The following is a 19,137-nucleotide window of genomic DNA, read 5'->3' on the forward strand; positions in this document are numbered from 1 at the left end:
TAATTTACGCTACATCCTTAAAAAAATATTCCTTCAGGATTTCTGAAAACTTACTAGTTTTAAGCTCAGCAGCTTTTGCGAGAATATCCGGTTTTTGTAAATAATTCACGGAGTATTTTTTCGTCTTTGAACGCGCTTCATCAAGCTTTTCCAAAGCTTTTGCCGTGAAGCCGCCAGTGCTCCACAATTCAAAGGCACATTTCTTTTCCGGGAAAGTCTTTTTTTGCCATTTAAAAATTGCGGGAAGTATTTCTCCTAAGTACCTGTCGACATAATCAACATCTACTGGGTAGTTATAGCCTTTACACTCCACAATTCGCACTTCATCTTGATAAAGGGCCATCACATCGATATCGCGTTTCTTTTCCCAAGGCTCAGGTACTACTTTTTTTCCAATCTCCAGAAACTGACAGTGCTGGCCATAATAGTAACCTACCGCCAGTTCAAATAATTCGCCCTTAAGATTGTTAGTCTTTCCATCAACCAGCTTGGTTAATTGCGTCATTAAATGAATATATTTTTCAGGGTCCTTTTTCAGAATAGTCCCGGCGTTAGTGATCGTAGCGATGAGATCCTTAATCAATTCGTTGTAATTGTCGCCGAACAGTTCTTTGACTGAGCCAATCATAACGCCAGCCTTACGCAACGCCTGAAAAGCTTCGGGTTCTAGTCCATCCACTATCAAGACTGGCAGCAATCGTATTCCTTTGTTAGATGCTCGAATGACGGCGAGCTTTTGAAGAAAAAAATGAATACTCTTGGTTGAAGTTACGTTTCCGATCAATATATCCGCCACTAGAAAACCAGGTTGTGGTACACCGTCCTTATACTTGACAAAACCATGCAGATAGCTCGGCGCTGTATAAGCGAATTGAAACCCTGCCACTACACTATCAAACGTTCCAGCGTTGAACGAACCCAAACCGATATGTCCACTCCATGTCTTTAAATTTTGCAGCAATAGTTTTTTTGCAAGTTGAATCGCTTTGAAATGACTTATGTTCGGTTCTGCAGGTGAAATGTAGCCATTTAGGGTATACAAATTGTCATCATAATCTGACAATACATTTAACTCGATTAATTTATCTACTATCGTATAGAAATTCATGTGTCCAATGATGTTGTGCACCGGACTCATCGCATAATTCGCTAACTCATTTTTATCAATCAGACCGTGATGATAATCAATCGCCTCAAGTAACACGGCACATCGAGTAGCGGCTTTTTCAAATGATTGAACTAATTCATCAAAATAAGTTCCGCTATTGTAAGCCGAAGAATGATAAACAAAAGATTGGTTGTCGGCAAATAAACCCTTGATCTTATGAACCGGTGATTTTGCGCGCTCAACGCGCTTGCGCGCAGCATTGATTTCGATACCATTTGCTTCAGCCAATAGATGTGCGAGTTCGCCCGATAGCAGCGCTTTTTTTTTCTCTACAATGGCTTCTATAGTTGTCATACCACGCTATTTATAAAATCCTAACATACAGCAGGCAAAGAAATTTTCAAAACTATTTGATTTTCAAATAATTATAAAAACGTCATTTATTCACTTTCAATGATCAAAATACATTTTTTACATAACTTATTGGTCATCCCTATTTCTGCTGCAATCTGTCGATGATTGGCTAACATATCAGGATACTGTGATTGATAGCCTTTTACCGCATCTATTAATTCAGGAGTTATCTCGGTGCGGTCTACAACTTTAGTGTTGTTTTTTCCACGCTGTAATTCTAGCACTAACTCATTAAGCACACCCATCGTCTTGGGCTCTTTTTGATGAAACTGTTGCATGAGCTCTCCTATCGTGCCGATAGTTGAAACAGCCCTATTTGCATCCGTTTTGATTTGTTGGCGGATTCCTGAAGTCCTAATGACCAATCCACAAGTTTTTTGTACAGTAGCTAACGATGAGTAGAGACGCTTTAAAGTATACTCATTACCATATTCGGTCAATTCCCCTTCCAGGGACTGCTGTGTTAAATACTTTCTGATAACCGACACGAAATCGTAAAGATCTTCCATCTTCTCTTCCAACTGCTTATGTGCATGATGTGTGTAGTAATCCATTAACATTTCATTTAACGAACCTAAATCCTCTATATAGGTAGTGATACGTTGATGATTTAGTGTGGAATAAATGAGGGTAAGTTTGCTGGCCTGACGCTCCGACGATAACTTACCTATAAACAGCGCCATTAATGCCATACCACCAAAAACCTCGACCACGACAAGTGCTTTGCCAATACCCACCGGTGAAATGTCGCCATACCCTAGAGTGGCAAAGGTTACCACGCTAAAATAGATCGCATCCCCAACATTCAGATCTGTACTATTCGTACCTTGATGGTAAGGATTCAATACCCAATAAAGCAGGCCGCAGCCAATGATAAGAACCAGGATATAAATGAAAAGACGAGGGTAACTCAATTTATTGATATAACCGCCCAAGGGGGTATTCAATTTCGGTGTTAGTTTTTTTGCCATGGCAAAGACTTGTGCATTTAAGTTTAAGGTCATTAAAGATAGTTTTAAAGTTCTAAATTAGCTGGCACGAGCACAAATAATGAGCGCCATGGAAAAAATCATTATTCAAACAAATCCGGCTGGTAAAAGGCTTTATCAGGCTTGCCAGGATGGCTTTGCTGTTTATGCTGCGCAATTGGATCAGGTGCAGCAATGGTCAGGTACCTTAAAATTTTTAGAAGAGCGAGACAACGCGATTTTCGAAAAATTGGGTTACCAAAATATGAAAGGCTTAATGACCACCAGTTCATTACTTACCATTGCTGCCTCTGACCTGAGTATCATCGTTAGCGCCTTGTATCTGACCAAGCAGCGACTGGAACAAATCTATTACATGAAAAGCGCCTATTTGATCGTTTACGAAACTTACATGGCTTTTCAAGGCAAACAGCAACTACTCAAAAAAGAAGTTAATGAAGCTGATGAGGAATTGCAGGCTAAACATAAATTGATCATTAAGTCATGGCGTAAGTTTATAGCTGATTTCAAATTGGATTCGGACGTTAAAAATGTCCGCCATAAAACCGGTGGTCATATCAATACTGATTTCAGTGAATGGTATGCCATCGTCCTTAGTTTAGATCCGCAGCATACCGCCAATATGTTGATCGCTTTTACCCAAATTATTCAGGATCTGCAATTTCTCCTCAATCCGCTGATCCAGCGAAGATTAAATAGTATCCTGACAGCAGGTAACCAAGCCAAAGAACGCAGCATGAACATGGTCGAAAAAATGGAACAAATGGTACCTCAACTGGATTTCTCTGCCTTAAAGGACATTATTAATAAGTTATAAACCCATTTTATCCGTTATCCAGCGCAATAAGGCATTCGTTAACTTATTTAAGAAGACGGGGATTTCTTTTTTGCGGTTGGTGATGTCGGTGAATTTGTGGTAGGATTCTTTGAGGTCGAGTTGGAAGATGGTTTCGAATAGGGTGACGAGTTCGGCGATGTCGATGTTGCCGTTATTGATGGCACTGCTGGCTTTGAGGGCGTAGATGAGTTCGACGGCGTCTATTTTGGCGGCGGTCCAGTGCATAAGTTTGAAGGGTATAGGACCGCTTACGTAAATGCCCTGAGGTCATTTGTATGACCCCAAGGCATTCAAATTGATCAATATGTAATTGTTATAGCAGGTGCATCGTATTGCACGATTCCGGAGGTTACTGTTTGTACAATAAATGGATGATAGACTTTGGTGTTCACCATATTTACGTCAGTAGCTACAACTCTAACCGTGGCATCTCCGCTGTTGAATGCGCCAAAGCCATAAGTGATATTACCACAAAGGTCATTCACCACATTTATGTGTCCGGCGGCAGTAAAAGTAGTACCGTTGCACTTTTTGAGTTCAAAGGTAATTTGGTGATTCGCCTTATCTATACTTACAACGCGCGCGGTAAGTATTGCTCGCCGAAGAGTTAATCGTGATAGAGCCAGTTTTTACACCAGTCACGGTTGGTTTAAAGGTTACGTTGACATCCGTATAATTATTCCCCTGGATCGTACCGCCAGTCCAATCGAGGGTGAACGGTCCACTTGCGCTTATGCTGTTTACGGTAACGTTTTTGGAACCAATTACGGACAGACGGCACGCCTTGCTGGCGGAGCTATACACATAGACGTCACCAAAATCGATGCTCGTTACTGCAGACTGTAACGCGCTATTTGCTACAACTGCACTTGACGTTGTGAAATTTTTGATTGCCCCGTAAGTTGTACCGCCGGCATTGGTCGCGTAGGCGCAATAATAATATTTTGTAGCGGGCTGCAAGCCGGTCAACGTACTGGTGAACGTGCCGGTGCCGGTGCCATCCGATGTTTTATTGCTGTTTACGGTTGGCGTACTGGTCGTGCTCCAACATACACCACGGGAAGTCACAGCTAAGCCACCAGATGCGCTTATGGTACCTCCGCCGACGGCACCGGTTGACGTTATTGAAGCCATGTCTGTTGTGGTCAATGTGGGCGCATTGTAGTCCTTACTCCAAATGGGGTAAGTCGCAGAGAATAGGGTATTATCATAGCTGATCACCGAGTTACCGAACAAGCTCATATGGGCCGTTGCTGTAAAAGCAACTAACCACTTCAGGCTGGCCGATATGCCGTTAGTTGCTGAGGCGGTGGCCTCAGCCGCTAGTGAAACCTTATCTCCCAAATAAATATCGCTTTTAAACACCCCAAAATTGCTGATATTGTAAGGCAATATCTGATATTTTGCCTGTGCGTAGGGCGCGATTTTACCGGTAAGGTCAAATGCCGGCGGTTGAAAATCAAAAGTATTGGTTTGACCTTTCATGATGGTCCATTGCCCGTTAGCATAGGCTATGCCCAGGTCCGAGGTTTCGGTGGCTGTTACGCCCGTAGTGATCTTTGCGGATATCTCGCCATCAATACCCAAAACAAATACCAGTTTATTAACCAGCACGACCGGTACCGGGCCGATATAACCCGTCACGGTACCCAGGTAGATCGATGCCAGTTGAATTTCTTTGGCGATCGCTTTCGTCGCTACCTGGCGGGTGACGGTAAGGGCAACCTTTTTCTGAAGAATAACCTCGGCCTGCGCCTGCTGCACTTTTATGCCGCTGATTTGCAAATTGAAGATCAGGTTGACACCCATAGCCAGCGACCCGCTTACAATGGTCTGGTCATTCTTCGTTTTCAGATCGCCGTCGTCATCGTAAACATGATCCAGGCTAATATTTACCAGGCCGTCGCCGTTATTACCGTCACTTAACACCTTCAGCCGGGGCGCACCATCATTATTAAAAGTCCCCCCTTCCTGGAGATCCTTAGCTGTAAAAGTCTTATTGATGACCAGCTTACCTTCTTGTACCGCATCCGTTAACAAGGCCTGTTCCGTAGTGCATACCAATGTTGTACCCACTATTTTTACGGCGTTTACTTTCCGTAAAAAACCATAAGGCGCAAGGCGTGACGTATCGCTAACTAAAATAACCCCGGCCTTTACCCTGGCAACACCAGCGCCATTAGCCCTAAAAGTGAGTTGCGCCGAATCAACCGTCAGCAAACTCAAACGGATCGTGTCTTTGTTGACCACAATTACATTATCGTTGACCACTGTTCCATCACCCCAGGTGTTAGAATAAGTCTTATTTGGAGCAGCCGGTTCCTCCTGTTTTGATTTTTTGCAGCTAACGTAAAGCAAAGTACCTGTAAGTACGAGCAGCATCAATAACAGCCTGCTGCGTTTTAAACCCGGCGCTGTCCAGCGCGAGGGTGGATGTGTTGTTTTCTTTTTCATATTCGTAAAAATTAATTAGGAGTAAAATTTATTCATGTATTCATTAATATAGTGGCGTATAAAAAAAGGGAGCTTTTCAGCTCCCTTCTCTTTTCGTCATAAAAGATACGGCGGAGCCTTTCGCTACGCCGCCCATAAGACCGCGTACCTATAATAGTCGGATAATAAAACGTGCGGATAAATGCTGATTTAACATTAGTATCTATCGGCCAGAGTTAGATAAAATAAATAAGCCTGCTCATAGGGTATGCCCTCAGATATGCTCATTAAAGCAGGATGGTCAAAGTCGCAACCCGTCAAATTTTTGGATGGGTTATCATTACAACAATTTGACTTATTACAACAGGGCGAACTGCATTCACCGTCCGGTGCCAGACCTGCGGGAAAAGACGGTTTCGGTAAATGGTGCAAGTAAAACCCGAACATCTTGTCGCAATCCAAGAAATATTTGTTGCTATGCAAAATGTGCTGGTGCCATACCTCATCGATATCCGCAGTTGGTGCAATTGGTTGGTTAAACAATTGGGTAAACAGCAGATAATAACGATAACTCTCCAATGCGTCCAGCGCGCGCGCCGTATCCCAATAGAATTTATACAACAAACGGCTGAGCAATACGCTCATATCGATCGCCCATATTTTCGCCTTTAGGTCGGGTTGAATTTGCTTAAGTTGCCATTGTTCAATTGGCAATCGTTCTTCTTTTACCATTAACTTCATCGCCTGAATATTTTATTATTTTGTTATTGTAAATTTAGTAAATGTTTTATTATGTTTACAACATAATAACCTGATTCACAAATGTTTGCTTGAATTTTTTTGAATTCGAGCGAATTCAAAAAAATTCAGACCTCATGGACTCTCGTTTACCGGCTGACCTTCTTAATCCGGCGCTTAAGCAATTCGGTGCCGACCTCATTTTGTTCCTTCGGGGATCCTATTTACAGAAAGATATTGCTACAAAAATCAAGCACCCCGCAAGTTTGATTTCGGCCATAAAAAACATGGAGTTTGGGTCGGATCATGCTAAGCTGCGAGGGTATCTTGAAAAAATCATGAACATATTTCAGGTTTCATTTGATCCTGCTCAAAAAGAATTCATTTTTGATGTTGCAGTTAGTGCTAGATCGCTAATCAACGAGAAAGCAGGTAAGGATAACTACTTTATCGGCGGCCCTGAAGCTACTGATTGGAAGATCATGGTGCATCTGCCAGACAGATATGATCAACGTGATCTTGTAGGTATCAGATTTTTGAAACTGAATACCATCAAATCAGCCGAGTTGATCGTGAAACTTGATAAACATGTAGATTACATTGGACAAGGCGAATTTGACCCGTCAGGCCGCCAGCTTAACTTTAATTTTGAAATCAACTCGGATATAAAAGAGCACAAATATGTCTCGCTACACCTGATTACCGGCAGCCGAACTGCTAAGCCGGCCTTTATGGCTGGCATTATGAAACATGGCCATATTGATAAAAACGCATTATCCTGTCATACCGTCTTTGCCCAGAACATAACGGGCCAAGCCGGACCCTTTGAGGCCGATAAAATCACGTTTGAAGAATTTGCCAAGGATAATCCCGAGATCGCGACTTATTTCACCTTGCATAATACTGGCGTACATACACCAACCGGTATTTGTTCTTTAAGCGATATCCGCAATAATAATGATAAGCGGAAGCGCAAAGACCGCGAGCTCGAATTGCGAAAGAAAGAGCAACTCGAAAAAGAAACGCAAAGCGTTAACGCTCCCCCTACAGCATAAGTCAGCTATAAACCCATTTTGTCGGTGATCCAGCGGAGGAGGGCGTTGGTGAGTTTGTTGAGGAAGACGGGGATTTCTTTTTTGCGGTTGGTGATGTCGGTGAATTTGTGGTAGGATTCTTTGAGATCGAGCTGGAAGATGGTTTCGAACAGGGTGACGAGTTCGGCGATGTCGATGTTGCCGTTGTTGATGGCGCCGCTGGCTTTGAGGGCGTAGATGAGTTCAATGGCGTCTATTTTGGCGGCGGTCCAGTGCATGAGTTTGAAGGGGATGAGGTCCTGCCAGTCGTGGGCGCCACTGTTGAGACGGGCGGTTTCCAGATTTAAATAGTCCTGGAATTTTTCGTTGGCGATGATCTTGCTGAGTTTGTAATCGTGGGAGGTAGAATATTGTTCGTCTTCTTCAAAGTCTTCGAGTTCAGCATGGACATCAAAGGCGCCCCGGGTATAATAGATTTGGTCGAGCTGGGTCATACCCGCGCGGTAGTAGGCGTAAAAGGCGCGGTTATGGTCAAAGAAGGTTTTAATTTCATTGAGGTGCATCTGGATATAAGCATGCTGGATATCATTACTGCCCGTCGGCTTTTGCAGCGTATAATTATACAGGCTGATGTAGTAAATATACTTGCTGTAGAACTTGGGCTTGACCTCTTTGAAAAAGTTAATCTCTTCTTCCACAGAATCGAAGCTGTAGCTTGCCACATAATTTTTGAGCTTGGTCATGGCCTTTTTGCAGATCAGTACGGAAGTACGCAGGTCGGCAGACCCGGCTAACTGGTTTTCCAGGGCGATGTAGAATCTTTCGGTAAATGGTTTCATAGGTGTTATAAGTATTTCACTCATACACGGGCTGAAAGCACCGCACAGGATCGGCTCTGGTAAACCGGGCACAGCACCAACAACCCGCGTATCAGCAGCTGTAAGTGCTCCCGTGCCCTTATAAAATTTACCAGATTTTTCCTGTAACGGGAGGTAGAATGTCTTTTAAAAATAGCCCGCCGCGCTTACGGCGGGCATCTTCTCTTATTATTAACTAATTTATTACTGATCCATTTTTTGCTAAAAATGAAAAAACGATAAAGAACGAAGCGAAGAATTTTTAGTAATGGCGCCCCGCCATAGACAGGGCAGCCAAAACGCGCACTAATCAATTTAGTTTCTATATAATTTTATCGTGAATAGTGTAGCCATCTAGTTTAATTGCTGAACTTAAATAACCGGTTTGTTGTGGTTCTTGTTGAAACAACGCGGTGCTCAAATACTTTTGGTTGCTGTCCGGAAAAACCGTGACGACGACCGATTTGGTTCTCATCTCCAGTTGCACCTTGATCGCGCCCAGCAAATTGGCGCCGGACGAAATGCCCACCCCTAAACCCAGTTCCTTGCCTAAACGCTGCGCCATCAAAATGGCATCGCCGTCATTGACCTGGATCACCCGGTCTAATTTTTTCAGATCGACAATGGCGGGAATAAACTCATCGCTGATCCCTTGTATCCGGTGGGAACCTAATTTATGCCCGGTGGTCAGGGTCGGGCTTTCGGCAGGCTCCAGCGGATGTATTTTAATGTCGGGGTAAATGCTTTTCAAAAAGCCGCCAACGCCCATGATCGTACCGCCCGTACCCACACCGGCTATAAAGGCATCCGGCTTTAATTTGAGTAACAATAACTGCCGGTCCAGTTCCCGGCCCGTCGTCCTTGCATGTGCCTCGACATTGTATTTGTTCTGGAACTGCCGGGGCAGGAAAACGCGGTCATGAAAACTCATTGCCTCGGCCCGCTTGATACTGCCCAAGAATCCGCCTTCCGCTTTACTGACCAATTGCACTTCCGCACCATAGGCCTTCAGGATATCGATCCGTTCTCGGCTCATCCAGTCCGGCATAATGATGCGCACCGGATGTCCCAGTTTGGTACCAATAGCTGCTAAAGCAATGCCGGTATTGCCGCTCGTGGCTTCCACGATCAGGTCACCCGGCTCTATCTGGCCCAATTCATAAGCTTTTTCTAAAATATACAGGGCCATCCGGTCCTTAATACTGCCAGTCAAATGGCCTTGTTCGCACTTAACCAGAATGCGTTGCAACGGTCCGCCACGGTAGCTGTAACGCACTTCGATCAGCTTGCTGTTGCCGACCATTTGCCAAAGGTTAGCCAGCTTTTGTTTGTTTTCCTTCAGCATAGCTCTTTCTGCATTAAATGCGCCAACATATCTTCTGTCATTCGGGAAATATCATAGGCTTCCTGCCAGCCCCAGTCACGGCGCGCACGATAATCGCTGACGATCATGGGCCAGCTTTCCGCGATTTCCTGACGGAAATCCGGGTAACATTCCAGCTCGAAACCGGGCAGATGCGACCGGATATGCGCAGCCAGGTCGCGCGGCGAAAAACTCATAGCCGCCAGGCTGTAAGACGTCCTGACCGTAATATTTTCCTTCGGTGCATCCATTAACTCCAAAGTTGCCCGTACCGCGTCCGGCATATACATCATCGGCAGCGTCGTATGCTCTTTCAAAAAGCAGGCATATTTGCCCGACCTGACCGCCTCCTGAAATATTTCCACCGAATAATCAGTCGTGCCGCCACCAGGCTTGGTCTTGTGACTGATCAGCCCGGGGTAACGCAAACTCCGTACATCCAGCCCGTGCCGCTCAAAATAATACCGGCACCATTGTTCCCCTGCTGCTTTGGAAATCCCGTACACCGTCGATGGATTCACCTCCCCCTTGGCATCAAATACGGCGATACTGCTCGGCCAGAATATTTTCTGCACTTTACTATCCTTAGACACTTCCAGCACGTTCAGCAAGCCCTGCATATTGATCTCCCAGGCTTTCTGCGGGTTTTGTTCACCCGTGGCCGACAGCACGGCTGCAAGGTGGAAGATCTGCTTGATTCCGCGGTGCTGTACCAGGTAAGCCAGCTTTTTTTTGTTCAGCACATCCAGCCGCACATATAGTCCCGAGGTATCCGTTGCCGGGTGCACATCCGCGCTGATCACATTTTTCCAGCCATATTTTCTACGCAAAGCTTCGACCAGCTCAGTACCCAGCTGCCCGCAGGCGCCGGTGACCAGTATCTTTTGTTGGATTGCCATGCTTAAATTTTGGAGATCATCGTTTCGTTGTATTTCTTATTTCTACTTCATTCTTTTTGCTCGCTTTGGACAGCTAGCTTGCTCATAACGTCTGCAAGTGCAGCGGCGCGTGACTTTTACTTTCCGCAAGGACAAAGCTGCTGGCCGTATGTTCAACGTTCACTATCCTGCTGACCCGCTTCAGTATCCGCGGGTCGATCGCATCCAGTTTCCGCTCCTGCATCATTCTTCCCTTTCGATCGTCCTCACCATCAAGCCAGCAGTGTTCAACGCAGCCGGCAACTTATCGCGCTGGCTCTCACTGATCAGGCGTACATGAACTATCTGTAGTTCCGGCCCATTGTTCAATCCCGTCGTGACCGAGGGTTCTGTACTCAAGAACACAATGCCATTCGCGGCCAGATCAGCCAACTGCACAGCCGCATTTTCGCCCGGTTGGGCGACTACCGTAACCCGGTAGTTCACGGCGGTAGCTACAGATCCCTCCTTCCGCCATACCGAGCAAGAAGCAATCGGCAATAAAAACAACAAGCAAAGGCGTGGCCCGGCTTTGCTTAAAAAGCCCTTATTTTTCATCTTAAAATGTATGACTAGTTCGTGATCGGTATCGTAAAATCTAAACTGGTTTGCGGTAAGCAGTGCTCATGCGTACAGGTCTGGTAGATGACCTTGCCTTTTATTTCTTTGGTGCCCGGCTTTATGGAGACGAGTTGTACAAAATCGACCCTACCACTGTACTCATAGTTTTTGATATCGACTTCTTTGACCACATAGGTGTCCTTCTTGCCTTTTTCCAGCGGCCTGCCGATCAGTGTTAAACCAGGCTGCTTGTTAAAAATGATCTTTGTCGCTGTACCGATGAAACCGGGCCCCTGCTTTTGTGCATAAATATGCCATTCTTCATCCAGTGTACATTGCAGATGCACTTCATAACGATTGCCTGTCAGTTTCTTTATACCATAGGCCCAGTGGCTGGGGTCATTCTGAATCTGTGCTCGGGCACTATAGCTAGTCATGACGAACAGGCATCCGATGATTAGTCTTATTATTCTTTTCATTTTCTTACTTCAATTTGTGGTTAATATATCTTCGACCAAATACCCGTCAAATGTTTTAAATTCGATACCTAATGGTTTGTAATCAGCGGCGGTGAAAGGTCGACTACCGCATTCCTACGATATTTAAATCATGACCATCGTGGCCGCCAAATGACCGCACAAACCAACCCTCATACTTGACCACGTTCGTTCCATTTCCATCATTGATATTTTATTAGAACTATGTTCAAAAATTAAGTTTGTAGAAATACAGACAGTCAGGATATAAAACCAAAAGCCTGTTGCCAAATACTCTAAACTCCCTTAGCTTGCTATTCTTAAACAAGGGCAAATAAAAACTATCAAAGTAATGCCCATTCTTTGCCAGATAAACGTCGATCACAGCATTTGTATTAAAAGCTTCGTCAGCATCGTTGTCTGCTTTTAATCCTGAGTTGATAAATAAATACTTGCCATTTGTGGCACTATTTTTATTTACAAAAACCGGAGGAGTTGCAAGGGTTATTTCATTTTTCGATGTAATAGTCGCATCCTTAATGGTCGGATGACCTACTGTATCGATCGTCTTGCCCTTGTATAGGATATGTAAGTTAGAATCAAGGGATAGGAACTGGTTACGATAGAAAAAGGTATAAAATAATCTGCCCGTAGGATCGGCTGATAATTCTCCATCGGAGGAAAAATAACTTGCTTTTGACTCGCTTAATCTGTAGTTAGATACCACCTGGTCATTCAATAATTTCACTAAGTAATTTTGTCTGTCTCCCTTTACTTCCCGTAAAATAAAAGAACCGGATGAAAGCGGAAGCGCAGCAGTGAAATATGGGCTCCGATGAATATTGTTTAACCTAAGATTTGATTTATCGCCTGTTATAATTGACGGTTTCTGCCCGTCAAAAAGGAAAACACCCGATGGATTTATATGGACAAAAAAACCCCTGTATAATCTTACAGTGTCACAACCGGTTATTGTTTTGGAAATAGTGTCTTTATCGGTTATTTTAGCAAAAAGTAATTTATTAGGAACCTTACGGTCATTTAAAATGGCTGTAATAGAATCTCCTCCTGCAAATGTCCAATTTCCAGAATTTAATCTTATAAAACCGGTGCCCACTAATTGAAGGGGACGGTACTTTCTAAAAAATGCATTAGGTTGCTCGGTTCGCCATTTGGAAATCATTGCTAATGCAACTACCACCAGAACGCTTAATGTAAAGGAAAATGCCAATGTTATTAGTCTTCGTCTCATTTTTTTTTTGTTAAGCATCCGGTAATTAAACCGGATGCTTCATTTTAAAACCAGTCATATAAGGGCCTCACACATACATCCTGTGGGCCATTATCCAGATAAGCCGGAACATAAGTATTGGAATTCCAGTCAATTATTGTACACTGTGCGCCGGTGTGATCTATGGCACAATTATCGCCAACTTGGAATCCATTTGCACATGTCCATGGTAGATAAACAGGATGATACGACGCATTAACATTACTTTGTTTGGCCGATTTGAACGCAAATGAACATACCACGGCAAGCGCAATAGCACTACTCATTACTAACTTTTTGATTTTCATAATTTTATCAAAAAAATATTTTTGCTTACTCTTTGCAGGTTTTTCAGCATACACCTCATTATTGCAATAATTTCTTATTCGATGGATAGATCAATATTGACAACACACCTAAGCCGACAAAGCATAGATTGAACCATAAATGCTGATGCCAGTTCATACTTTCGAGTATACCGCCACAGGAGCAGGGTATATAGCTGCTGAAATTCAGTATGATAATGATATAAGCCGTAAACATTACCATCATTGAAAATGCGGCATAGAAACCTAGAAGCCGCCTTTTGGAAAACACCAGCAACATAGAAATCAGTAATTCCACCCCTGGGACCAACCATTTTACTGGTCGTGACAGGCCTGTTAATACCGGAGATTTATCCAATTGCACCTCGAACTGCTGAAAATCAATTAGTTTACTGATTGCAGCATAAACGAAAAGAAAAATAAATAAAAATGCTATGACGTCAAGAGTTGTATTTCGAAAGTCAAAATGCTTTGGAAACTTTGTCTTTTGACCATTCGTTAATAATTCGATAGTGTGGTTCTTCGGCATATAGGTTTGTATTATTTGATAATTATGTCTTGAGGAAAACGGCTGTCGGGCGTTTTAAAATCAATGTTTAATAGTTTCGCGATCAGCGGCGAGATATCCACCACCCGCATTTCCGGGATATGGCCCCCTTTCTTAATGCCTGCTCCGGCGGCGATAAAGCCCGTCCACATTTCCGGGATATTCGGGTCATATCCATGATGACCGCCTGTTGATGGCACGATGAGTCCCTCGTATTGGAGTTGTTGGATCAGGGTACCTGGTCCATGGTTGACCGTTTGAGCGGCTCCTGTGGAACCGCTGAATACCGTGCCGGGTACTGCTGTCAGCGCCAGTAAGGCTGAACTGTCGGCACCCATTTTATCCAGTTCCTTGCGGTCGACAATTCGAAATAGGGAACGGATATCCTTGGGCAGATAATTCAGGCTGTCGGTTACCGCTTTAATGATACTTGCTTCATCAGTACTTTTGGTATTACTATACCGGTACAAAAAGCAGGAGCCGCCTGCTGCGATGAAAGTTGCGGGTACGTTTTTGATCAGCCGGTTCGGCCGCATCACTTGGTGGTAATCGCTGAAGCCATGGTCACCGGTGATCAGGATGGTGGTACTGTCTTTTAATCCACTTTGCTGAATGGCCTGCAGGATACCGCCGATGGCCCGGTCATTGGCGGCTACCGCGAGCCTTACGCTATCAGCATTCAGGCCATATTCATGTTCTGCGCCATCTACGCAGGCGAAATGCAGCGCCATTAAGTTGGGTTTGTATTTCTTAAAGATATAAGCGGCCATCCGGCCAGTATTCTCATCCAGAGTAAACAGTTCGTCATTCTGGCTGGTGCTATCCAGTTTACCCGTAGCGTTTTGTTCCAGTTCTTCATAAATACCTATTGGCCTCGCATGCTGGCGCACCACGGTTGCCCTATCCGATGGATGGTCCTTGTCCCATATTTCTGATACATTCCAGTTGATATCTCCATCTACCGTATTCGGCCACATGACTGCTGCGGTGGTCATACCGGCTTTTTTTAAGGCTTCAAAAATAGTCGGTACCTTGATCTGCTTATAATACCAGTTCCAGTTGCCACTGCGGTCATTCACTGGCTGATTATAGGTGATCTTGCTCCTGGCGGGCATGGAGCCGGTGATCATCGCTGCATGTGCCGGGTGGGTATAGGCCGGGAATACCGACAGGTTATGGTCAACGTAGGTGCCCTGCTTCATCAGTATTTGCAGGTTGGGCGTGGGCCAGTTTTTATCCAGGTACATCGCCGGACGGAAACCGTCGATCGAAATCAGGATGACGTGCCTTGATTGTGCATAAGCTGTGCCTGAAAAAGAAGCTGCCGAGCAAATCAAGACCATAATTGAAAAAAATTTCCTCATATAAGCATTTACTTTATTATTTAATGGATTGAATAGGACCCAATACGTTTTTGATACGCACTAAAACGTCCCTAAGGTGATATCTACTTAATTGATCCTTCTGCTTGACCGTTGCGCGTGAAATTTCACCCTGGAGCATCTTCAATTCATTTCGAACAATAGAAGGCACATCGGTGTCCCAGATGTTAAATTGATTTATAAGTGTCGGCGAGCTGGCGCTAATGCCTCCCGATGGACGTTCTTTAATTAAAAGGCTCAGCGCATCAATATATTTTTTTTGGATATTCCGCCGGTAAGGATCAATAGCTTGTCCGGTTACCAGTTCGCTCCAAATACCTTCTTTCAAATCGGACAACAGTTCAACTACCGTATAGGCCTTTTTCCCGTAACGGATTTCACATGCTTCTATTCGATATAAATAACCCGGGTCCAAAAGCAGTTTGAGTTTGTTGGATTGAATTTCGGTAACAGCTGCAAACCCGCCCGGATAGCCAATTTTATTTAATATACTCTTATTTAATAGCCATGATGGAGTCGTGAACAACTGTGCGTTTAAGAATGCGACGGCCCTTTGTTGCTTTTTTTTAGGCACTATTTGATACGTACCTCCACCGGGGGTTGCGGTTTCAAAGGTCGTTTTTATCCCACCGACAGTTCTAAAAACGTGATCCATATACAACCCGAACTGATCCAACAATTGCATGTACATTTCCGTCAGGTAGTTATATTGACCCGCTTCTTCCTGGGTCCATTCCGGGAGGCTCTTCAGTATCCTTTTTAAATTTCTTATACCATATTCGCTTGCTGAAATAGCATCATCTCCCAGGTCTTCGCTTTGAGCACGTGGATCAAGGTTGGGGTTTCCGTCAACAAAGTCGGGGCCATAGCGGAGTCTGGCATTCGTCTTCAGGCTATCTGTTACCCAACGGTTTAGGATATGCTGATCTTCGGATTCATTCAAGCTATTTAAGATTGGGAAATAACCCCAACGGATGGCCCAGTTATCATAATCGCCTATCTTACCAAATAACCCGTTAGCTGAAATATGATCCTCCGGCTGTGCAACATAATTAAAACGTGAATAATCCATGATGGAAGCGGTATGGCCATGCGTTTCCAGCCAAGCTCGGTTGCGAAGCATTTCTACAGGCGTCTGGCTGCTACTAAGAAAGTTATGCCGCAAGCCCAAGCCATGACCAACTTCATGAGAAATAACCCATGTAATAAGCTCACCCATCAAATTTTCATCAAATCGCATTAATCTTGCCCGCGGATCAGACATCGACGCCTGTATCATACATTTGTCGTGGAGCCATTTCATAAAGCCGTGGGAGAAAAGAATACGGCTCTGCAATATTTCTCCGGTGCGCGGATCCGCTATAAAGGGTCCTTCGAGGTAAGCGCCTGCTCCTTCATCACCTGCAAGATAACTAATGATCGAATACCTTGCGTCCTCCAGGCTCATGGTGGTATCGGACGCAGGCCATTCTTTACCAATAATAGCGTTTCTAAAACCGATTTTTTCAAATGCCCTTTGCCAGGCATTAATGCCCGCGATGATATATGGCCTCCATTGTTTTGGTGTTGCGGGGTCGACGTAATAAACGATCGGCTTTTTAGGTTCGACCAGTTCGCCGCGTTTCCATTTTCCGAAATCCTCATCGCGGGGTTCCAGACGCCAACGGTAGATAAATTTTGATTTTTCTACGCGTTGCTGGCTGTCAGCATAAATGGTGCTGCTTGCCGAATAGTAACCTACCCGCGGATCGAAAAGCCGCTTACGCATTGGAACCTTAGGAAGCAACAAAAAAGAGTTCTCTAGTTCAAACGTCACAGCGCCAGCGGCTTCCGCACCCGACATTGTTGCAGTTCCCGGAGATCCTGAGGCTATGGTAAATGTTTTTATGGTTCGCACCTCGGTATTGAAATGATAGGTTGAAATAGTTTCAATATAACTACGGTCTGACGCAAATCCGGCTATATTTAACCTTCGTTTAGCAGCATTGTCCAAGCCCGTTATCGGATTATCTCCCTTGAATAAATCGGTCACCTCAACAAGGCTGTTTCCGGACGTATTAGACAGGTTATCCCGGGCTTTAACCTCGAAGGCAGCTGCAATGGGTGTTACATTAGAACTGGCAACGGCGCGTGCAATCGCCTGTGTGCTATCTTTTGTAACATTTGAAATTGTCATGATTTTCAGGTACAACATCCTGCCGGCTCCTTTCTCCCAGTAAATTATGCGGCTACTTGCCAGGGAGTTTCCATACCCTCCTCCGGAAGGTGTTTTAACAAACCGGGTATTTAACAATATTGGCCTGCCCAAGATAGAATCAGGTATTTCAAAATACCATTTGTCATTATTCTTGTGAATAGTAAACAATCCCTTTTGGCCACCTTCTTTCTTACTAAGAATATCAATAAAAACATTATCGGCCGTCGAAGTAGATATAGATGGTTGCCCGTGTACAACAAAAAACGTTAATAATAAGAGGAACGAAAGACAGTCCTTAGTTCCCTTACCCAACATATGTATTAATCTCATGGCTCCAAGTTAATTGCGTCTCTTAACACCAACGTTTTCATTTCCTTTTCACCTGACACAAGATCCAATCCATGACGGTTAAGCTCCTCTTTCACCGCAGCAAAATCTGTAGCCCAATCAATGTCCATATCGATATTTCCAGCAATTCCTGTTTCATCAATGACAGGTATGCCATCTCTCTCGACAACCCCTGAATACATGCCCACAATTTTCACTAAATATGACATCGGTTGGTTGCGCATAGAGATTTGTTGCCACGGCTTACCATTATCGGAAAGCTTACTCGGACCGCCTTTCGTTTTGAGTTCGCTTTTTGCCTTAGCCGTAGCAATTAGTCTCCAATAAGGCATTTTTCGCTTTTCTATCGTTGCTTCATAACCAAAATAACTACGGAGGTCAGCTTGCATCCGATTTAATATAGACTCTTTTGAAGCGTGTGAATTCGGTACGACCAAACTATAACAGAATAAATTTTTATTTCCTGCAAAATCATATTGGAAAATGCTGGTGTCTTTGAGTTTCAACACGGGCGTCAACCAAGTGTCATTCAATAGCGAATCGTTTAAGCCCCTCAGGTACTTACCAAAGTAAGCTTGAGCATATAAATAGGTCAGCGGATATCCTAGCATTTCAAGCCGCCCCTTCTTGTAGTCAACAATTTCGCTGGAAGGCGTCTTAGCAGAAGCCATCGTTAACATCGACCTGAATGAAAATGTGCCATCTATGCCGCCGTTACCATTCACGAGATAGGGCAAATTACGGTTATATTGAAATTTTTCTTCACCAGTTATATTTTTATCATTCAGATAACTGGGTGTTGGAAAAGAAACTGGCTTTCCGGCCATAAATGCCTTTAATTTTTCCCCTAGCAGTTTAGATGTTATTACCCGAACAATACCCTTGGGATCCACAACAATATTATGCGGCAACAGTCCTACATTAAATTCTCTAAACAATGTTGAATCCGCGTCGTCAAATGCGCATGGCATTTGCAGGTTAAGTTTTTTTTTAAAACTCGCATACATGGTCCGATTGACATGCTTTACATCGTCGTAGGTAACCATTAAGAACTGAACGCTATCTTTTAATTGTTGCTGTTCCCTGTTTATCGACGGAAAACTTGCTATACAACTCGAACAATCTTTACTCCAGAAATCCAGGATCAGCCATTTACCTTTGAAGTCACTAAGTGAGACGGCTTTTTTGGAGTAAAAATCCACCTGGTTGAAATGAAATTCAGGGCAGGGTTTGCCAATAATCGGCTCCCCTGGGAGATCACGCACAGGAACAGACTGTCCAAATATATTACTGCAGAAGTTTATAAAAGCGAATGAAAATAATAAAACACGTTGCATGG

General features: G+C 44.0%; 19 protein-coding genes. 2 read left to right on the forward strand and 17 right to left on the reverse strand.

The features are described 5' to 3' along the window. Window positions 1-4: 4 nt before the first annotated feature. Entirely contained in the window at window positions 5-1,462 is a 1,458-nt protein-coding gene (locus ACFS5N_RS05860; protein WP_377183201.1) for a hypothetical protein, read from the reverse strand. Between the two features lie 86 nt (window positions 1,463-1,548). Further along, complete coding sequence (locus ACFS5N_RS05865; protein ID WP_377183203.1) at window positions 1,549-2,526, reverse strand: potassium channel family protein; 978 nt, start codon at window positions 2,524-2,526, stop codon at window positions 1,549-1,551. A gap of 55 nt (window positions 2,527-2,581) precedes the next feature. Between ACFS5N_RS05865 and ACFS5N_RS05870 the strand changes: the two genes are divergently transcribed. Next, window positions 2,582-3,328 carry a hypothetical protein gene (locus ACFS5N_RS05870; protein ID WP_377183205.1) on the forward strand — a complete coding sequence of 249 codons (747 nt, stop codon included), beginning with the start codon at window positions 2,582-2,584 and terminating at the stop codon, window positions 3,326-3,328. Here ACFS5N_RS05870 and ACFS5N_RS05875 read toward each other — a convergent pair. The 4 genes from ACFS5N_RS05875 to ACFS5N_RS05890 form a co-directional block, all read right to left on the reverse strand. Next, window positions 3,323-3,574 (reverse strand): RteC domain-containing protein, encoded by a 252-nt coding sequence (locus ACFS5N_RS05875; RefSeq protein ID WP_377183207.1) that lies wholly within the window; start codon window positions 3,572-3,574, stop codon window positions 3,323-3,325. The two genes, ACFS5N_RS05870 and ACFS5N_RS05875, sit on opposite strands and share 6 nt — an antisense overlap. Window positions 3,575-3,648: 74 nt before the next feature. Then, window positions 3,649-3,834, reverse strand: a complete 186-nt coding sequence (locus ACFS5N_RS05880) for a hypothetical protein (RefSeq protein WP_377183209.1) — start codon at window positions 3,832-3,834, stop codon at window positions 3,649-3,651. 76 nt (window positions 3,835-3,910) lie between these two features. Next, window positions 3,911-5,803, reverse strand: coding sequence for an Ig-like domain-containing protein (locus tag ACFS5N_RS05885; protein WP_377183211.1), 1,893 nt, complete (start codon window positions 5,801-5,803; stop codon window positions 3,911-3,913). Window positions 5,804-5,998: 195 nt separating this feature from the next. Next, window positions 5,999-6,514, reverse strand: a complete 516-nt coding sequence (locus ACFS5N_RS05890) for a hypothetical protein (RefSeq protein WP_377183213.1) — start codon at window positions 6,512-6,514, stop codon at window positions 5,999-6,001. Between the two features lie 98 nt (window positions 6,515-6,612). On the opposite strand from ACFS5N_RS05890, the gene ACFS5N_RS05895 reads away from it, so the two are divergent. Then, window positions 6,613-7,575 carry a hypothetical protein gene (locus tag ACFS5N_RS05895; protein WP_377183215.1) on the forward strand — a complete coding sequence of 321 codons (963 nt, stop codon included), beginning with the start codon at window positions 6,613-6,615 and terminating at the stop codon, window positions 7,573-7,575. A gap of 5 nt (window positions 7,576-7,580) precedes the next feature. Here the strand turns inward: ACFS5N_RS05895 and ACFS5N_RS05900 are convergent, their stop codons facing one another. From ACFS5N_RS05900 to ACFS5N_RS05950, 11 genes are all read right to left on the reverse strand, one after another. Further along, entirely contained in the window at window positions 7,581-8,393 is an 813-nt protein-coding gene (locus ACFS5N_RS05900; RefSeq protein ID WP_377183217.1) for an RteC domain-containing protein, read from the reverse strand. Between the two features lie 340 nt (window positions 8,394-8,733). Then, window positions 8,734-9,756: a PLP-dependent cysteine synthase family protein gene (locus ACFS5N_RS05905; protein WP_377183219.1), complete on the reverse strand. Its 1,023-nt coding sequence runs from the start codon at window positions 9,754-9,756 to the stop codon at window positions 8,734-8,736. Continuing rightward, the gene (locus tag ACFS5N_RS05910) at window positions 9,750-10,673 is read right to left on the reverse strand and encodes an NAD-dependent epimerase/dehydratase family protein (protein WP_377183221.1); all 924 of its coding nucleotides are present in this window, start codon (window positions 10,671-10,673) and stop codon (window positions 9,750-9,752) included. The genes ACFS5N_RS05905 and ACFS5N_RS05910 overlap by 7 nt, the downstream gene beginning before the upstream one ends. Before the next feature lie 222 nt (window positions 10,674-10,895). Further along, a complete protein-coding gene (locus ACFS5N_RS05915) occupies window positions 10,896-11,249 on the reverse strand; it encodes a hypothetical protein (protein WP_377183223.1) in 354 nt (117 codons plus the stop codon). Window positions 11,250-11,263: 14 nt separating this feature from the next. Continuing rightward, complete coding sequence (locus ACFS5N_RS05920) at window positions 11,264-11,689, reverse strand: protein-disulfide reductase DsbD domain-containing protein (RefSeq protein WP_377183225.1); 426 nt, start codon at window positions 11,687-11,689, stop codon at window positions 11,264-11,266. Between the two features lie 268 nt (window positions 11,690-11,957). Continuing rightward, window positions 11,958-12,959 carry a hypothetical protein gene (locus ACFS5N_RS05925; protein WP_377183227.1) on the reverse strand — a complete coding sequence of 334 codons (1,002 nt, stop codon included), beginning with the start codon at window positions 12,957-12,959 and terminating at the stop codon, window positions 11,958-11,960. A gap of 65 nt (window positions 12,960-13,024) precedes the next feature. Next, entirely contained in the window at window positions 13,025-13,285 is a 261-nt protein-coding gene (locus tag ACFS5N_RS05930; protein WP_377183229.1) for a hypothetical protein, read from the reverse strand. A 79-nt stretch (window positions 13,286-13,364) separates the two neighbouring features. Then, the gene (locus ACFS5N_RS05935; protein WP_377183231.1) at window positions 13,365-13,853 is read right to left on the reverse strand and encodes a MauE/DoxX family redox-associated membrane protein; all 489 of its coding nucleotides are present in this window, start codon (window positions 13,851-13,853) and stop codon (window positions 13,365-13,367) included. A gap of 11 nt (window positions 13,854-13,864) precedes the next feature. After that, window positions 13,865-15,235, reverse strand: coding sequence for an alkaline phosphatase family protein (locus ACFS5N_RS05940; protein WP_377183233.1), 1,371 nt, complete (start codon window positions 15,233-15,235; stop codon window positions 13,865-13,867). A gap of 16 nt (window positions 15,236-15,251) precedes the next feature. Then, the gene (locus tag ACFS5N_RS05945; RefSeq protein ID WP_377183235.1) at window positions 15,252-17,780 is read right to left on the reverse strand and encodes a zinc-dependent metalloprotease; all 2,529 of its coding nucleotides are present in this window, start codon (window positions 17,778-17,780) and stop codon (window positions 15,252-15,254) included. Beyond that, the gene (locus tag ACFS5N_RS05950; protein ID WP_377183237.1) at window positions 17,777-19,135 is read right to left on the reverse strand and encodes a redoxin domain-containing protein; all 1,359 of its coding nucleotides are present in this window, start codon (window positions 19,133-19,135) and stop codon (window positions 17,777-17,779) included. Before ACFS5N_RS05950 ends, ACFS5N_RS05945 begins: the two co-directional genes overlap by 4 nt. Window positions 19,136-19,137: the final 2 nt, after the last annotated feature.

It is taken from the genome of Mucilaginibacter ximonensis, from assembly GCF_042686265.1.
GTDB lineage: Bacteria > Bacteroidota > Bacteroidia > Sphingobacteriales > Sphingobacteriaceae > Mucilaginibacter > Mucilaginibacter ximonensis.

Excerpts from the sequence above, each read along its gene's own strand:
- ACFS5N_RS05860 (WP_377183201.1), bottom strand. The coding sequence starts at position 1,462 with ATGACAACTATAGAAGCCATTGTAGAGAAAAAAAAAGCGCTGCTATCG.
- ACFS5N_RS05865 (WP_377183203.1), bottom strand. The coding sequence starts at position 2,526 with ATGACCTTAAACTTAAATGCACAAGTCTTTGCCATGGCAAAAAAACTA.
- ACFS5N_RS05870 (WP_377183205.1), top strand. The coding sequence starts at position 2,582 with ATGGAAAAAATCATTATTCAAACAAATCCGGCTGGTAAAAGGCTTTAT.
- ACFS5N_RS05875 (WP_377183207.1), bottom strand. The coding sequence starts at position 3,574 with ATGCACTGGACCGCCGCCAAAATAGACGCCGTCGAACTCATCTACGCC.
- ACFS5N_RS05885 (WP_377183211.1), bottom strand. The coding sequence starts at position 5,803 with ATGAAAAAGAAAACAACACATCCACCCTCGCGCTGGACAGCGCCGGGT.
- ACFS5N_RS05890 (WP_377183213.1), bottom strand. The coding sequence starts at position 6,514 with ATGGTAAAAGAAGAACGATTGCCAATTGAACAATGGCAACTTAAGCAA.
- ACFS5N_RS05900 (WP_377183217.1), bottom strand. The coding sequence starts at position 8,393 with ATGAAACCATTTACCGAAAGATTCTACATCGCCCTGGAAAACCAGTTA.
- ACFS5N_RS05905 (WP_377183219.1), bottom strand. The coding sequence starts at position 9,756 with ATGCTGAAGGAAAACAAACAAAAGCTGGCTAACCTTTGGCAAATGGTC.
- ACFS5N_RS05910 (WP_377183221.1), bottom strand. The coding sequence starts at position 10,673 with ATGGCAATCCAACAAAAGATACTGGTCACCGGCGCCTGCGGGCAGCTG.
- ACFS5N_RS05915 (WP_377183223.1), bottom strand. The coding sequence starts at position 11,249 with ATGAAAAATAAGGGCTTTTTAAGCAAAGCCGGGCCACGCCTTTGCTTG.
- ACFS5N_RS05920 (WP_377183225.1), bottom strand. The coding sequence starts at position 11,689 with ATGACTAGCTATAGTGCCCGAGCACAGATTCAGAATGACCCCAGCCAC.
- ACFS5N_RS05930 (WP_377183229.1), bottom strand. The coding sequence starts at position 13,285 with ATGAGTAGTGCTATTGCGCTTGCCGTGGTATGTTCATTTGCGTTCAAA.
- ACFS5N_RS05935 (WP_377183231.1), bottom strand. The coding sequence starts at position 13,853 with ATGCCGAAGAACCACACTATCGAATTATTAACGAATGGTCAAAAGACA.
- ACFS5N_RS05940 (WP_377183233.1), bottom strand. The coding sequence starts at position 15,235 with ATGAGGAAATTTTTTTCAATTATGGTCTTGATTTGCTCGGCAGCTTCT.
- ACFS5N_RS05945 (WP_377183235.1), bottom strand. The coding sequence starts at position 17,780 with ATGAGATTAATACATATGTTGGGTAAGGGAACTAAGGACTGTCTTTCG.
- ACFS5N_RS05950 (WP_377183237.1), bottom strand. The coding sequence starts at position 19,135 with ATGCAACGTGTTTTATTATTTTCATTCGCTTTTATAAACTTCTGCAGT.